This is a genomic window from Amycolatopsis sp. NPDC049691 (assembly GCF_040675005.1).
Taxonomy (GTDB): Bacteria; Actinomycetota; Actinomycetes; order Mycobacteriales; family Pseudonocardiaceae; genus Amycolatopsis.
The window spans coordinates 497,369-511,719 of the sequence record NZ_JBFANX010000003.1 but is presented as its reverse complement, the minus strand read 5'-3'; the positions used below and the strand labels follow the sequence as shown (position 1 = coordinate 511,719).

Genomic DNA, 14,351 nt, shown 5'->3' with positions numbered 1-14,351 from the left:
CCGCGTCCGCGTTCGCGTGGGCCCTTCGAATTCGAAGCAGTAGACTCCGGTCATGGCCGACGCACCACCGTCGCTCGACCCCGTGCAGCTGGGCGCGTACTTCGACCTCATCGAGGTGACCAGCCTGCTGCGGCACGCGGTCGAGCAGCAGCTGCGCGACGCGGGCGAGCTCAGCTACGTGCAGTTCCAGCTGCTGGCCCGGCTCGGGGACTCGCCGACGGGCAGCCACCGCATGACCGACCTGGCCGACGGCGTCGTCTACAGCCGCAGCGGCTTGACGTACCAGGCGGGCCTGCTCGAGAAGGCGGGCTTGGTGGAGCGGGCACCGTCCCCGGACGACGAGCGGGGAATCACGGTGACGATCACCGACGCCGGCCGCGAGCGGCTCGCGGCGGTGCTCCCGGGCCACGTCGAGGTGGTCCGCGGCTTGTTGTTCGAGCCGCTTTCGCGCGCGGACGTGGAGAGGCTGGCGGCGCTGCTGGCACCGGTGCGTGATCACATGCGCTCGACGCCTCCCCGGTCGGCGGCACCGCGCCGGCGGGTCAAGGGGGAGTGAGTTCGGGCAGGGCGGCCGTCACGAGGGTCCGCGCGGTGCGCTGCAGGCTCGCGATCGCCGCCTCCGTGTCCAAGCCGCAGAGGTCGGTGAGCGAGAAGAACGCGTCGGCGCTGACCACCGCGGCCAGGTCCTGCTTCAGCTGGGCCAGCCGTCGTGCCGCCGCGGGCGTGTCCGCCGGGATGACCGGGTCGAGCGCCTCGTCGATGAGGCCGAACCGGAAGCCGGGCCGGGCCTGCGCGCGCGGGGGGTTGACCACTGTCGCCGCGATGACCGCGCGGACCGATCCCTGGTAGGCCACCACCCGCCGCAGCAGGACGTTCGTGGCGAACTCCAGCCGGTCCGCCGGATCGGTGCTGCCCGCGATCGGCTCCAGCGCCTCGGCGGGCGTGGGCCACATGCCCACCAGCGCGGCGTTGATCAGCTCCACGATCTCCGAGAAGTGGCGGTACGCGGTCGCTTCCGAGACGCCCGCCAGCTCGGCGACCTCGGGCATGGTCAGCATCCGGCCGGACGTGATCAGCGTGCGGCACGCGTCGACGATCGCGGCGCGCGTCCGCGCCTTCTGCTCCGCCCGGCTGACCCGTTCGCGCTTGCTCGTCGTGGGCATTCCGCTCCTGTTCGTCCGGCTTCTCTCCCAGGCTATTAGCGTACTTGTGAGAGTGTACTTGCGCGAGTTGACTCTCATAAGTAGGTTGGCTGCAGGACCTCGGAAAAGGAGCACGGCATGGCGGACGTATCGGTCGTCGGACCGGAGGGCGGCGAGTCGATCGGCATCGGCACGACCGTGGTGCGGATCCTGGAAGACGGCAGCACCACCGAGCACCGGCTCGGCATGGCGGAGATCGTCGTCGCCCCGCACACCGACGGGCCGCCGCAGCACCGGCACGCCCAGCACGACGAGGGCTTCTACGTCGTGTCGGGCCGGGTGACCTTCACCGTCGGCACGCAGGAGCACCACGCGACGGCGGGCACGCTCGTGATGGTCCCGCCGGGAGCGCCGCACACGTTCGCGAACCCGGGCGACGAGCCCGCGGTCATGCTCAACACCTTCACCCCGGACCTGTACGTCAACTACTTCCGCGACCTGCGCGACATGATCGCCGGCGGGCGCCCGCCGACGCCCGAAGCGCTGACCGAGGTCATGCGGAACTACGCCACCGAACCCGTCACCGACTGACCAGGAGCCCACCCATGACGAACAGCCAGCGCGTCGACCTCGCCGAGTCCGGTCCGGTCGACGTCACCTACACCGAGTACGGCACCGGCCGCCCGCTGCTCCTGCTGCACGGCGGCGCGGGACCGGCGTCGGTGACCGCGTTCGCCGAGCGCCTCGCCGCGGACGGCTTCCGGGTGCTCGTGCCGGTCCACCCCGGTTTCGAGGGCACGCCCCGCCCCGAGCCGCTGACGACGATCGCCGGGCTGGCCCGGCTCTACTCCGCGCTGCTGGACGCGCTCGACCTGACCGGTGTCACGGTGGCCGGCAACTCCATCGGCGGGTGGATCACCGCGGAGCTGGCCCTGCTCGGCTCCCCGCGGGTCGCCGGGGTGGTGCTGGTCGACGCGGTCGGCCTCGACCTCCCGCAGGCGGCGATCGCGGACTTCTTCAGCCTCACCATGGACGAGGTCGCCGAGCTGAGCTACGCGAACCCGGACGCGTTCCGCATCGACCCCGCGAAGCTCCCGCCCGAGCGCCAGGCGGCGATGGCGGGCAACCGCGCGGCGCTGCAGGTCTACGGCGGCACGACGATGGCCGACCCGACACTGCTGGGCCGGCTGCCGGCGGCGGCCACGCCGGCGCTGGTGGTGTGGGGCGCGGCGGACCGGATCGTGCCGCCGGAGCACGGAAAGGCCTACAGCGACGCCTTGCCGGACGCGAAGTTCGTGCTCATCGAGGACGCGGGACATCTGCCGCAGCTGGAAACGCCCGCGAAGCTGCAGGAGCTGGTCGCGGAGTTCGCGGAGGAGGCCTGAGCGGCGCCCGGCTGAAGGGCACCTTCAGCCGGGCCAGCTCCAGCGCATGCCCCGGATGCCCGGGCCGCCGCTGGTGAACACGTGCGCCGGGGCCGCCGCAGACAGCGGTATCGCGGTCACGTCCCGCTCCGGCCCGCCCGGGGAATCCAGCCGGTAGCCGTGGCACGTCGCCGGCAGGCGGTCGAAGTGGACCTCCAGCAGGTGTTCCGCCACCGGGTGGCGGAACCGGCGGTCGTAGCTCGTGTCCGGCACCCCGTCGGTGTAGGCGAACTCGTACTCCAGGATCGCCGTCTCGCCGACGGCCAGCGACCGGCTCGGCACCAGCTCGCCGAGCACGAACCCCGCCTCCGGCAGCACTTCGGTCCGCACGGCCCGGCAGTAGCGCGTCGACACCAGCCTCGGCGGGCGGCCGGGCACGCAGCCGCGCAGCACCACGACCTTGGCCTGCACCGGTTCTTCGACCGCGCGGACGACCTCGCGCACCCGCAGCCGGGTCAGCGACCGGTCGGCACCCACGTGCAGCTCTTCGTGCACGCTGACGGCCACCAGCGACGTCTCGTCGGCCGCGTCGAACGACCGCAGCGCCGGCAGGATCCGGTTGCGGTGGCCCCACAACCGCTCCCACCGCACCGCATCCGGCGCGCCCGGCCGGCCGGGGCGGGCCAGCAGCTCGGTCAGCGCCCGCGCGGGCACGCCGAGGACGTCTTCCAGCACCGTCACCGCGCGCAGGGAATCCGGCCGCTCCGGGCGGGTCCGGCCGGTCCGCCAGTAGCTGAGCGTCGTCGTGCTGACCGGGGCACCCGCGGCCGCCAGCCGGTCCCGGAGGCGGGCGAGGCCGAGGCCGCTGCGGTCGATGGCCAGGGAAAGCGCCCGGCTGAACGGGCCGGCGGCGAGGGCGTGCGCCAGCTCCCGCGCGGCGAGGTCCGGGTGCGGCACCGCGAACAACGGCATCGGTGATCCTCGGTGTCGATGCGGGGCAGGGGTTTCCGGGACAGGCGGATCACGCGCGGCCGGCACTGGCGTCCGGTCGCGGTGGTGCCGGACGGCATTCGGTTTAGCAGCCGCGGATCGCCGCTGTCACCCGACGAACGTCGGCCGCGGCCGGGGCAACCCGTCGAAGGGACTGTCTTGTTCCGTTGATCGGCTCGGATCTTCGGACGGTTACCCGTGGCGCACCGCGCGCTTACGTTCGGTGAGTCCCCACCGGTTCCCCGAGGAGTCCCCATGCGTGAGTCATCCCGCCGTTTCGTCCGCGCCGCCGCGCTGCTCGCCGGTTCGGCCGCGGCCCTCGCGACGCTCGCCGCCCCCGCGTCGGCCGCCGCACCCGTCACGCCGCTTTCGCCCGACGCCCAGCCGTCGATCATCGGCGGCAGCACCGCCCAGAACCCGGGCTACCTCACCCGGTTCAACGGCCACGCCAACGGTTACACGTTCTTCTGCACCAGCACGCTCATCGGCGCGCGCTGGGTGCTGACCGCCAAGCACTGCATGTACGACAACAACGGGCGGCGGCTCACCGACATCGACCTCTACGTCGGGTCGAACAGCGCTTCCGGTGGCGTGCACGCGAAAGCGTCGTCGACCTACGTGTACTCCGGCGGCGACCTCGCCCTGATCCAGCTGAACACCACCGGCGGCAGCACCTACGCGCGGCTCGCGTCGAGCTCCTCGGACGCGCAGGAAGGCGACGGCGCCACCGTCTACGGCTGGGGCGCGACCCAGTCCTCCGACGAGGGCAACCACCAGTCGAGCGTGCTGAAGAAGGCGTCGGTGCAGATCTCCGACACCTCCGCGAGCGACTACTTCGGCGGGCCGGCGATCTCCGCCGACACGCCGAACGGCGCCGTCGCCGGTGGTGACTCCGGCGGCCCGATGGTCGACGACGGCGTGCAGGTGGGCGTCTGCTCGACCAGCGACCGGTCCAGCACCACCACCTACGGCAGCGTCGCCGCCGGCCGGAGCTGGATCCGCCAGGTCAGCGGCGTCTGAGAAAGACCCGGGTCGCCGGCCGTGCCCCCGACCGGCCGGCGGCCCGCACCCACGCCTCAGCCGAGAGTGGCGTAGACCGCGTCGACGTAGGTGGTGCTGCGGTCGGAGCCGATGACGCCGGGCGCCATCTTGTTCATCACGTAGGAGATCGTCAGGCGCCGGTCGAGGTCCATGACGATCACCGAACCGCCCCAGCCGCCCCAGAAGCAGACCCGGCCGTCGCGGACCCACGGCACCGCGTCGGGGCGGGGGAGGGCGTAGCCGATGCCCCAGCGCAGCGGGATGCCCAGGCCGAGGTCGGTCCCGTTCGCCTGCTCTTCGAAGACGAGGCCGATGGTGTCCGGGTCGAGCAGCCGGACGCCGTCGACCGTGCCGCCGAGGGCGAGCGCCGAGAGCATCCGCGCGACCGAGCGGGCGTTGCCGTGGCCGTTCACCGCCCCGATGTCCGCGCGGCGCCAAGCCGGGGTGTTGGCGACGGCCGCGTCGACGGCCGGGCCGCCCAGCGTCTTGGCCATGACGCTGCCGGGCTCGGGGGTGAACCGCGCCGGCGGGGGCGGGACGACCGGCGCGATCCGCGGCCAGTCCGCTTCCGCGGCCCCGATCCGGAAGTCGGCGTCCAGCGGCCCGGCGAGCTCCTCGGCGACGAAGTCCTTGACGGTCCTGCCGCTGACCCGCCGAATCACCTCGCCGATCAGGTGGCCGAAGTTGGTGGCGTGGTAGCCCGATGCGGTGCCCGGCGGCCACCACGGCGCCTGCGCGGCGAGCCGGGCCGTCGTCTTGTCCCAGTCGTAGAGGTCCGCCACCGCGGCCGGCTGCGCCAGCCCGGACACCCCCGATGTGTGCGACAGCAGGTGCCGCACCTCGACGTGCTCCTTGCCGTTCTCGGCGAACTCGGGCCAGTACCGGGCGACCGGCGCGTGGACGTCGAGGGCGCCGCGGTCGGCGAGCACCAGGGCCGCCAGGCTGACCACGGTCTTGGTGGTCGACCAGACGTTGGTGATGGTGTCCCGCTCCCACGGCGTCGTGCGCGCTTCGTCGCGGAAGCCGCCCCAGAGGTCGAGGACGAGTTCGCCGTCGAGGTCGACGACGAGCGACGCGCCGAGCTCTTCTCCGGAGGCGAGGGCGCGCCGGAACGCGTCGTGGACGGAGGCGAAGCGGGAGTCGAAGGTTCCGCGTACTTCGGTCATGGCCGTACGCTAAAACCTGACGTTGACGTCAGAGGCAAGGGTGGATCGGCGTGCGGATCGGAGAGCTCGCCGCGAAGACGGGCGTGAGCGTCCGGGCGCTGCGGTACTACGAAGAGCAGGAGCTGCTGGTTTCGCAGCGCAGCCCCAGCGGCCAGCGGCACTACGCGGACGCCGCGGTCGGCCGCGTCGAGCTGATCCGGCAGCTCTACGCCGCGGGGCTGTCCAGCCGGACGATCCTGGGCATCCTGCCGTGTGTGGTGACCGGCGAGGTCACCCCCGAGCTGCTGGCGCGGCTGACCGCCGAACGCGACCGCATCGACGAGCGCGTCCGCGACCTGAGCGCGACCCGCGCCCGGCTCGACGCGATCATCGCGACCTCCAGCGGCTCGCTCGCGGCGGGGAAGCCCTGCGAGGTACCCGCGTCGTCGGCGGTGTGACGCGCGTCGGCTTGAGAGGATGGCGGCGGCGCGCATAATGGGCACCTGACCGACCGCTTAGCATGTGCCGGGTACCACACCGCGAAGGAGACACACAGCCGTGAACTCGTTCAAGGATCGCGTCGCGATCGTCACCGGGGCCAGCCGGGGCATCGGCCTCGGGATCGCGAAGACGCTCGTCGAGCGCGGGGCCAAGGTGTGCATCACCGCGCGCAAGCCCGAGGCGCTCGAAGAGGCCGTCAACGAACTCGGCGGGCCGGACGTCGCCATGTTCGTGCCCGGCAAGGCCGACGACACCGACCACCAGGACGAAGCCGTCGCCAAGACGATCGAGACCTTCGGCCGGCTCGACTACCTGGTCAACAACACCGGCATCAACCCCGTCTACGGCCCGACCCTGGACATCGACCCGGCCGCGGCGGCGAAGATCCTCGGCGTCAACGTGCTCGCGCCGCTCGGCTGGACCAAGCGCGCCCGCGACGCGTGGATGGGGGAGCACGGCGGCGCGGTCGTCAACGTCGCTTCCGTCGCCGGGCTCGGCGCTTCGCCGGGCATCGGCATGTACGGCGTCAGCAAGGCCGCGCTGATCCGGCTCACCGTCGAACTCGGCGCGGAGCTCGGGCCGAAGATCCGGGTCAACGCCGTCGCGCCCGCCGTCGTCAAGACGAAGTTCGCGACCGCGCTCTACGAAGGCCGCGAGGAAGAGGTTTCCGCGGCATACCCGATGAAGCGGCTCGGCGTGCCGGCCGACATCGCCGGCGCCGTCGCGTTCCTGCTGTCCGACGACGCCGGCTGGATCACCGGCCAGACGATGGTCCTCGACGGCGGCGTCACCCTCGGCGGTGGCCTGTGACCGGCGTCGTCGTCACCGGGGGCGGCGGGGGCATCGGCGCCGCGCTCGCCCGCCGCTTCGCCGCCGACGGTGCCCAGGTCGTCGTGGCCGACCTCGACGGCGCCAAGGCCGCCGAAGTCGCGGCCGAGGTCAAGGGGACGGCGTTCGCGGGCGACGTCGCGAGTCCCGAAGGCGTGGCGAAGCTGATCGACAGCGCCCGTGAGACGCTCGGCGAGATCGACGTCTTCTGCGCCAACGCGGGCATCGCCCCCTTCGGCGGCGCGGAAAGCCCCGAGGAGGTCTGGGCGCGCACCTGGGACGTCAACGTCATGGCGCACGTCCGCGCGGCCAACCTGCTGCTGCCGAACTGGCTCGAGCGCGGTCAGGGGCACTTCATCGCGACCGTGTCGGCGGCCGGGCTGCTGACCAGCCTCGGCTCGGCGCCGTACTCGGTGACCAAGCACGGCGCGCTCGCGTTCGCCGAGTGGCTGTCGGCGACCTACCGGCACCGCGGCATCACCGTGCAGGCCATCTGCCCGCAGGGTGTGCGCACCGCGATGCTGGAGAGCACCGGCACCGCCGGGCAGCTGCTGATGGGCGCGTCGGCGATCGAGCCGGAGCAGGTGGCGGACGCGCTGTTCGCGGCGATGGCGGCGAAGCAGTTCCTCGTGCTGCCGCACCCGGAGGTCGCGGACTACTACGCGGCGCGCGCGACGCAGACCGACCGGTGGCTGGGCGGGATGAACAAGCTGCAGCGCAAGGTCGAAGCGGCCGTCGAAGCCGGATGAGCTGGCAGCCGGAGGTCGACGAGATCGCGCGGCGGCGTGAGCTGGCCGAGCGCATGGGCGGGCCGGAGAAGGTGGCCCGCCAGCACGCGGCCGGGCGCTCGACGGTCCGTGAGCGGATCGCGGCCCTCGTCGATCCCGGCAGCTTCGACGAGATCGGCGCGCTGGCCGGCACCGCGTCCTATGTGGACGGAGAACTGGCTTCGTTCACCCCGGCCAACTTCGTCATCGGGACGGCGCGGCTCGACGGCCGCCGGGTGGCGATCGGCGGCGACGACTTCACCGTCCGCGGTGGCGCCGCCGACGCCGCGATCATGGAGAAGCAGGTCCACGCCGAGCGGCTGGCGAACGAGCTGGGCCTGCCCCTGGTGCGGCTGATCGAAGGCACCGGGGGCGGTGGCAGCGTCAAGATGCTGGAGCAGCACGGGTTCACCTACGTCCCGGTCAACCCGGGCTGGGACCTCGTGGTGGACAACCTCTCGGCGGTGCCGGTGGTCGCGCTCTGCCTGGGGCCGGTCGCGGGGCTCGGTGCCGCGCGGGCGGTCATGTCGCACCTGAACGTCCTCGTCGAGGGCGCCGGGCAGCTGTTCGTCGCCGGGCCGCCGGTCGTCAAGCACGCGACGGGGGAGGACCTCACCAAGGAGGAGCTGGGCGGCGCCGACGTGCACCGGCGCAGCGGCGCGGTCGACCGGATCGTGGCGTCCGAGGCCGAGGCTTTCGCGGTGGCGAAACAGTTCCTGTCGTACCTTCCGTCCTCTGTGGACGCGTTGCCACCGGTCGGGTCCACTTCGGACTCGGTGGGCCGGGCCGACGAGGGGCTGCTTTCGCTGGTGCCGCGCAACCGCCGTCACCCGTACCGGCTGCGGCCCCTGCTCGACGGCGTCTTCGACGAGGGTTCGGTCTTCGACTACGCCGTGTCGGGCGGCTCGGCGTACGCGGGACTGGCGCGGCTGAACGGGCACCCGGTCGGCGTCCTGGCCACGGACCCGTACCGCGGCGCGACGCTGACACCCGAAGGCGCCGACGTCATGACCCGGCTGGTGGACCTCTGCGAGACGTTCCACCTGCCGCTGGTGTCGCTGACCGACCAGGCGGGCATGGTGATCGGCGCGGCGGCCGAGCGGGCGGGCGCGATCCGGCACGGCGCCCGCGCGGTGACGGCGGTCTACCAGGCGCGGGTGCCGATGGCCGAGGTGATCGTCCGGCGCGTGTTCGGCGTCGGCGGCGCGGGTCAGGTCAACCGCCACCGCCTGGTCCGCCGCTGGGCGTGGCCCTCGGGCGACTGGGGTTCGCTCCCGGTCGAGGGCGGCATCGAAGCGGCCTACCGCGCGGAACTGGACGAAGCCGGCGACCGGGCGGCGCGGATCGAGGAGATCCGCGCCCGCCTGGACGCGGTGCGCTCGCCGTTCCGGACGGCGGAGCGGTTCTCGGTGGAGGACGTGATCGACCCGCGCGAGACCCGCGCCCGGCTGTGCGACTGGGTGCCGGACGCTTACGCCGTGCTGCCGAAACTGCTGGGCCGCCCGTCGTTCGGGATGCGGCCCTAGAGAACCCGGTACCAGTTGGGCTTGACGACTTCGAGGCCGACGGGCTTCCCGCCGGGCCGGTCGAACATCCGGACGCCGTCCCCGAGCAGCACGGGGACGGGCATGGCGAGGATTTCGTCGAGCAGCCCGGCATCGAGGCACTGCCGGGCGACGTCGGCGCCGAGAACGTTGACGTACTTGTCCCCGGCGGCTTCTTTCGCCTGCCCGACGGCGTCGGCGAGATCGCCGACGAAGGTGACACCGGGCGCCGGTGGAGCGGGCCGGTGGGTGAGCACGAACTGCGGACCGTCCCAGCCACCGCCGAAGGCCTTGCCCTCGCCTTCGGTGCCGCGGTGGGGATCATCACCCCCGTAGGTCCGGCGCCCGACGAGCAGCGCGCCGATCTCGGGGATGAGCTCGTCGACGACGGGATCGGGCCCGAGGTAGGGGGTCAGCCAGGACATGTCCCCGCCGGGGCCGGCGATGAAGCCGTCGAGCGAGCAGCTGAAGCCGTAGAGCAGTTTCGCCATGGTGTCTCCCTGAGCCGGTGTGCACGGACTCCGGTACTGACGGCCGGTGGCGGGAAAAGTCATCGGTCGAGGTGGGGCGCGGAGTAACTTCCGGCGCCTGATCGCCGACATCAAGACGGCACCCGCCGGAGGTGCGGCACAGTCGGAGGTCAGCGGTGGCGCTGCGCAGGAAGAAGACCCCCGAAGAGCTGGCAGCGAAGGACCGGGAGGTCTTCGAGCGATCGCCTGTCGGTCGCGCTCGGGCGGGCTTCGATCGGGGTGACCAGGTATTTCAGTGCTCCATCGGCGCAACGAAGCAGCAGGGCGTCATCGCCGCGATCATCGACAGCGCGACCGGGCAGCGGGAGAGTGATCCGGTCGCGGTGCTCAACTCCGTCTGCCGAGAGGGCTGGGAGCTGGTGAACGGTTCGTTCGTCTTCGTCGAGCAGGGGCAGCAGGCTCGCGCGATGACGATGGAGTCCGGCCAGTACGTCGCCGTCGAGGGCGAGGTCGTGGGTTACTACTTGTTCAAGCGCTGCGAAGCGAACCGGCGAACTCAGCCGGCCGGGTAGGGCGGGAACTCCGGCGCGCGGCGTTCGTTCCAGCTGGCCAGCCCCTCGGCCAGCTCGGGCCGCCCGAACGACTCGATCATCAACGCCGTGGCCTCGCGGGCCGCCTCCTCCAGCGGCAGCAGTGCCTCCCGGGCGAACTGCCGCTTCATCACCGCCATCGAGCGTGGTGCGCTGTAGGTGGCCAGCTCGGTCGCGTACGCGTGGGTGCGCAGCCCCAGCTCCTCCGCCGGGACCACCTCCTGGACCAGGCCGTAGTCCATGGCCTGCTCCGCGGTGAACGTCCGGCCGGAAAGCAGCAGGTCGCGGGCTCGGCCCTCGCCCGCCAGCGAGGGCAGCAGCTTCGCGATCCCGTACTCCGCGATCAGCCCGCGGCGCGAGAACGCCGTCGTGAACTTCGCGCCCGCCGCGGCGAAACGGACGTCCGCCGAGCACGCGATCACGAATCCCAGGCCCGCGCAGCCGCCGTTGATCGCCGCCACCACCGGGACGCCCACCGCCGATGCCGCCAGGACGTCGCGGAAGTTCTCGTGGCCGCCTCCCGAGGCCGGGGGAGCGGTGGCCAGGCCGTCGAGCAGCCCCAGGTCGGCGCCGGGGCAGAACGCCCTGCCCGCGCCCGTGACGACCACCGCCCGTACCGACGGGTCCGCGTCCGCCTGCCGCAGGAGCGCGCCGTAGCGGGCCTGCATCGGCACGTCCATCGCGTTGCTGCGGGCGGGCTTGTCGAACGTCAGCGTGGCGACCGGGCCGTCCGCCGCGTACCGCACTCCGTCCACAGTGGACATGGCTGCCTCCTCGGGTCCGGTCATCATACTAAGCGGTCGCTTGGCGCAGTGCCAGTTCGAAATCATCGAACCCGTTGGTCGCCCGGAAACCCTTGTGCGATAGTGCTTTCCGTCGCGTCCGCCCGCCGGAAGGGACCCGCCCATGCCGCACACCCCCAGCAGGCGCCACGTTCTCGGCGGCCTGGGCGCCGCCGTGGTCACCTCCGCCGTCGCGCCCGCCGCCCGGGCCGCCGAAGCCCTCGGGCGCCCGGCCCTCACCCTCCCCGGCCGGGCCACCGACCTGGGCACGGGCTGGCGTTTCGCCCTCGCGAACCCCGACGGCGTCACCGACCCCGAGGGCCGCTTCGCCGACGCCCCGGACCCCGCCTACGACGACTCGGCGTGGCAGGTCGTCGACGTCCCGCACGACTGGAGCATCGAACTCCCGCCCACCGGCCGGGGCACCCAGAGCGGCTCGGGCTTCTTCCGGGGCGGCCTCGGCTGGTACCGCCGGACCTTCACCCTGCCGCCGTCGCTCGCCGGGAAGCGGGTGTCGGTCGAGTTCGACGGCGTCTACTCCGACGCCCACGTCTTCCTCAACGGCGAACTGCTGGGCAACCACCCGTACGCCTACACCGGCTTCGCCTTCGACCTCACCAGTCGCCTGCACACCGACGGCCGCACGCCGAACGTCCTGGCCGTCCGCGCGGTGAACCCGCTGCCCAGCAGCCGCTGGTACTCCGGCAGCGGCATCCACCGCCGCGTCCGGCTGGTGGTCACCGAACCGGTGCACATCGCCCGGCACGGCACCTTCGTCACGACTCCGGACATCGCCGCCGGCCGCGGGACCGTCCGGGTGACCACCGACGTCGTCAACGACGAAGCCGTGGCGACGGCCGTCCAGGTGCGCACCACCGTCACCGACCCCGCCGGCCACGTCGTCGCGACCGGCGAAACGACCGTGCCGGTGCCCGCCGGGAAGACCACGACGGCCGTCACCACCCAGCGCGTCGGGGAACCGCGGCTCTGGTCGGTCGCGAGACCGCGGCTGTACCGCGTGCGCACCGACGTCGTCGTGGCCGGGCGGGTGCTCGACACGACCACCGCGGACTTCGGCTTCCGGTACACCGAGTTCCACCCGGACCGCGGGTTCTCGCTCAACGGCGAGCCGATGAAGCTGCGCGGGGTCAACCTGCACTCGACGCAGGGGCCGCTCGGCGCGGTGATCGACCCGGCCGCGCTGGAGCGCCAGCTGCGGCTGATGCTCGCGATGGGCGCCAACGCGCTGCGGACGGCCCACAACCCGCCCGCGCCCGAGCTGGTGACCCTCTGCGAACGGCTCGGGATCCTCCTGATGGTCGAGGCGTTCGACTGCTGGCGGACCGGGAAGCTCGAGTTCGACTACCACCGCGACTTCGACGCGTGGAGCGGGCGCGACATCGCGGAAATGGTGCACGCGGCCAAGAACTCGCCCGCCGTCGTGCTGTGGTCGATCGGCAACGAGGTGCCGGACGCCTCGATGGCGGACGGCCCGGCGATCGCGGCCGAGCTGATCGGGACCGTCCGCGGGATCGACCCCACCCGGCCCGTCGTCATGGGTTCGGACCGCTACCGGAGCGTGCCGGCGCCGGGCTCGCCCCAGGACCTGATCTTGCGGCAGCTCGACGGCCTCGGCGTCAACTACAACACCGCGCAGTCGATCGACGGGCTGCACGCGCGGTACCCGGACAAGTTCTTCTTCGAGTCCGAGTCGTCGTCGGAAACCTCGACGCGCGGGGTCTACCAGGACCCGGACCTGCTCAACACGGGGGAGAACCACACGCCGGGCAAGCGCGCGACGTCGTCGTACGACAACAACCTGGCTTCGTGGACCTTCAGCGGCGAGTACTCGCTCAAGAAGGACCGCGACCGGCGGTTCTGCCAGGGCCAGTTCCTCTGGGCCGGGCAGGACTACCTGGGCGAGCCGACGCCGTACGACGTCTTCCCGGTCAAGACGTCGTTCTTCGGCGCGATCGACAGCGCGGGCCTGCCCAAGGACGCCTTCCACCTCTTCCGCAGCCAGTGGACGACCGCGCCGATGGTGCACCTGACCCCGATGGACTGGACGACCCACCGGCCCGGCGAGCCGGTCGCGGTGTGGGTCTACTCCACTGTGGACACCGTCGAGCTGGTCCTCAACGGACGGTCGCTCGGTGTCCGGAAGTTCGACCGAAAGACCACTGTGGACGGACGACCGTACCTCGAAACGCCGGAACCCTCCGGTGACGACAAGAACGACCCCTCCGGCAGCTACACCAGCCCGAACGGCGGCCGCGGCAAGCTGCACCTGACGTGGACCGTGCCGTTCGAACCGGGCACGCTCACGGCGATCGCCACGGCCGGCGGCCGCGAGGTGGCGCGCGACCGGCTCGTCACGGCCGGGCCGCCGCACGCCGTCACGCTGACCGCCGAGCCGCGCGGCGAGGGCGCGATGGCGTTCGTGACCGCGTCCGTCGTGGACTCCCGCGGAGTTCTGGTGCCCGGGGCGGAGCCGGTGCTGCGGTTCGCCGTCCGCGGGCCGGGGCGGGTCGCCGGCGTCGACAACGGGCGACAGGAACTCGCCCAGAGCTACCAGCAGCCGACGATCCCGGCGTTTCGCGGCCAGGCCGTCGCCGTCATCGCGGCGACCGGCGGCCGGGGGCCGATCACCGTCACGGCGAGCGCGCCGGGCCTGGCACCGGGGAAGACGACGCTGCCGGGCACGAACCTCGGGCAGCGCAACGGTCCCGGTGCCCGGGCCGTGGACCGGCCGGTGCTCCCGGCCTTCGTGGCCGCGGACGCGAGTTACTCGGGCGCGCCCGACACGCTGCCGGCGGCGATGCTGGACGGCGATCCCGCCACGGGCTGGTCGAACTTCTACGTCAAGCAGGCGACCGCGACGCTGCCCGCGGTGAGCCGCCCCCGCGCGGCGGACTGGGTGTCGCTCGCCTGGCCCGCGGCCCGGCGGATCGGCGCGGTGACCGCGAACTTCGTCGTGGACGGAAACCACGCGCTGCCGGCCGGTGCCGAGGTCGCCCACCGCACCGCGCGGGGCTGGGAGCCGGTGCGGAACCTGGAGGTGACGTGGGGGAGCGGCTCGAACGACCCGACGACGCTCGAGTTCGATCCCGTCACGACGACCGAAGTGCGGATCACCATGGCCGCGAAGGGTTTCCTGCGGATCAGCGCCCTCGCGGCCCGCTGATCC

Annotated in this window: 15 protein-coding genes; 10 read left to right on the top strand and 5 right to left on the bottom strand. The window is 72.6% G+C overall.

The features are described from left to right. Positions 1–52 precede the first annotated feature (52 nt). Positions 53–556 carry a MarR family transcriptional regulator gene (locus AB0J40_RS09500; RefSeq protein WP_364449881.1) on the top strand — a complete coding sequence of 168 codons (504 nt, stop codon included), beginning with the start codon at positions 53–55 and terminating at the stop codon, positions 554–556. Here the strand turns inward: AB0J40_RS09500 and AB0J40_RS09495 are convergent. Continuing rightward, the gene (locus AB0J40_RS09495; protein WP_364449879.1) at positions 543–1,163 is read right to left on the bottom strand and encodes a TetR/AcrR family transcriptional regulator; all 621 of its coding nucleotides are present in this window, start codon (positions 1,161–1,163) and stop codon (positions 543–545) included. The two genes, AB0J40_RS09500 and AB0J40_RS09495, sit on opposite strands and share 14 nt — an antisense overlap. A gap of 117 nt (positions 1,164–1,280) precedes the next feature. On the opposite strand from AB0J40_RS09495, the gene AB0J40_RS09490 reads away from it, so the two are divergent. Both AB0J40_RS09490 and AB0J40_RS09485 read left to right on the top strand, forming a co-directional pair. Further along, positions 1,281–1,733, top strand: coding sequence for a cupin domain-containing protein (locus AB0J40_RS09490; protein WP_364449877.1), 453 nt, complete (start codon positions 1,281–1,283; stop codon positions 1,731–1,733). Between the two features lie 14 nt (positions 1,734–1,747). Then, entirely contained in the window at positions 1,748–2,527 is a 780-nt protein-coding gene (locus tag AB0J40_RS09485; RefSeq protein ID WP_364449874.1) for an alpha/beta hydrolase, read from the top strand. 24 nt (positions 2,528–2,551) lie between these two features. Here AB0J40_RS09485 and AB0J40_RS09480 read toward each other — a convergent pair whose 3' ends face one another. After that, positions 2,552–3,478, bottom strand: a complete 927-nt coding sequence (locus AB0J40_RS09480; protein WP_364449872.1) for a hypothetical protein — start codon at positions 3,476–3,478, stop codon at positions 2,552–2,554. Between the two features lie 273 nt (positions 3,479–3,751). Between AB0J40_RS09480 and AB0J40_RS09475 the strand changes: the two genes are divergently transcribed. Beyond that, positions 3,752–4,516, top strand: a complete 765-nt coding sequence (locus tag AB0J40_RS09475) for a trypsin-like serine protease (RefSeq protein ID WP_364449870.1) — start codon at positions 3,752–3,754, stop codon at positions 4,514–4,516. Positions 4,517–4,572: 56 nt separating this feature from the next. On the opposite strand, the gene AB0J40_RS09470 is transcribed toward AB0J40_RS09475, so the two are convergent. Next, positions 4,573–5,703 (bottom strand): serine hydrolase domain-containing protein, encoded by a 1,131-nt coding sequence (locus AB0J40_RS09470; RefSeq protein WP_364449868.1) that lies wholly within the window; start codon positions 5,701–5,703, stop codon positions 4,573–4,575. Positions 5,704–5,753: 50 nt separating this feature from the next. Here AB0J40_RS09470 and AB0J40_RS09465 point away from each other — a divergent pair, with 50 nt between their 5' ends. The 4 genes from AB0J40_RS09465 to AB0J40_RS09450 all read left to right on the top strand — a co-directional run bounded on the left by AB0J40_RS09465 (position 5,754) and on the right by AB0J40_RS09450 (position 9,304). Next, positions 5,754–6,140 (top strand): MerR family transcriptional regulator, encoded by a 387-nt coding sequence (locus AB0J40_RS09465; RefSeq protein ID WP_364449865.1) that lies wholly within the window; start codon positions 5,754–5,756, stop codon positions 6,138–6,140. Between the two features lie 100 nt (positions 6,141–6,240). Beyond that, positions 6,241–6,993, top strand: a complete 753-nt coding sequence (locus AB0J40_RS09460) for an SDR family oxidoreductase (protein WP_364449862.1) — start codon at positions 6,241–6,243, stop codon at positions 6,991–6,993. Further along, the gene (locus tag AB0J40_RS09455) at positions 6,990–7,760 is read left to right on the top strand and encodes an SDR family oxidoreductase (RefSeq protein WP_364449860.1); all 771 of its coding nucleotides are present in this window, start codon (positions 6,990–6,992) and stop codon (positions 7,758–7,760) included. The genes AB0J40_RS09460 and AB0J40_RS09455 overlap by 4 nt, the downstream gene beginning before the upstream one ends. Then, the gene (locus AB0J40_RS09450; protein WP_364449858.1) at positions 7,757–9,304 is read left to right on the top strand and encodes a carboxyl transferase domain-containing protein; all 1,548 of its coding nucleotides are present in this window, start codon (positions 7,757–7,759) and stop codon (positions 9,302–9,304) included. The genes AB0J40_RS09455 and AB0J40_RS09450 overlap by 4 nt, the downstream gene beginning before the upstream one ends. Here AB0J40_RS09450 and AB0J40_RS09445 read toward each other — a convergent pair. Continuing rightward, positions 9,301–9,813, bottom strand: a complete 513-nt coding sequence (locus AB0J40_RS09445) for a dihydrofolate reductase family protein (RefSeq protein ID WP_364449855.1) — start codon at positions 9,811–9,813, stop codon at positions 9,301–9,303. The two genes, AB0J40_RS09450 and AB0J40_RS09445, sit on opposite strands and share 4 nt — an antisense overlap. Before the next feature lie 155 nt (positions 9,814–9,968). Here AB0J40_RS09445 and AB0J40_RS09440 point away from each other — a divergent pair, with 155 nt between their 5' ends. Continuing rightward, positions 9,969–10,364, top strand: a complete 396-nt coding sequence (locus AB0J40_RS09440) for a hypothetical protein (protein ID WP_364449852.1) — start codon at positions 9,969–9,971, stop codon at positions 10,362–10,364. On the opposite strand, the gene AB0J40_RS09435 is transcribed toward AB0J40_RS09440, so the two are convergent. Further along, a complete protein-coding gene (locus AB0J40_RS09435) occupies positions 10,349–11,146 on the bottom strand; it encodes an enoyl-CoA hydratase-related protein (protein ID WP_364449850.1) in 798 nt (265 codons plus the stop codon). The genes AB0J40_RS09440 and AB0J40_RS09435 overlap by 16 nt on opposite strands. A gap of 142 nt (positions 11,147–11,288) precedes the next feature. Here AB0J40_RS09435 and AB0J40_RS09430 point away from each other — a divergent pair, with 142 nt between their 5' ends. Further along, on the top strand, positions 11,289–14,348 hold the full coding sequence (locus tag AB0J40_RS09430) for a glycoside hydrolase family 2 TIM barrel-domain containing protein (protein WP_364449847.1): 3,060 nt from the start codon (positions 11,289–11,291) through the stop codon (positions 14,346–14,348). The last annotated feature ends 3 nt before the right edge of the window (positions 14,349–14,351 follow it).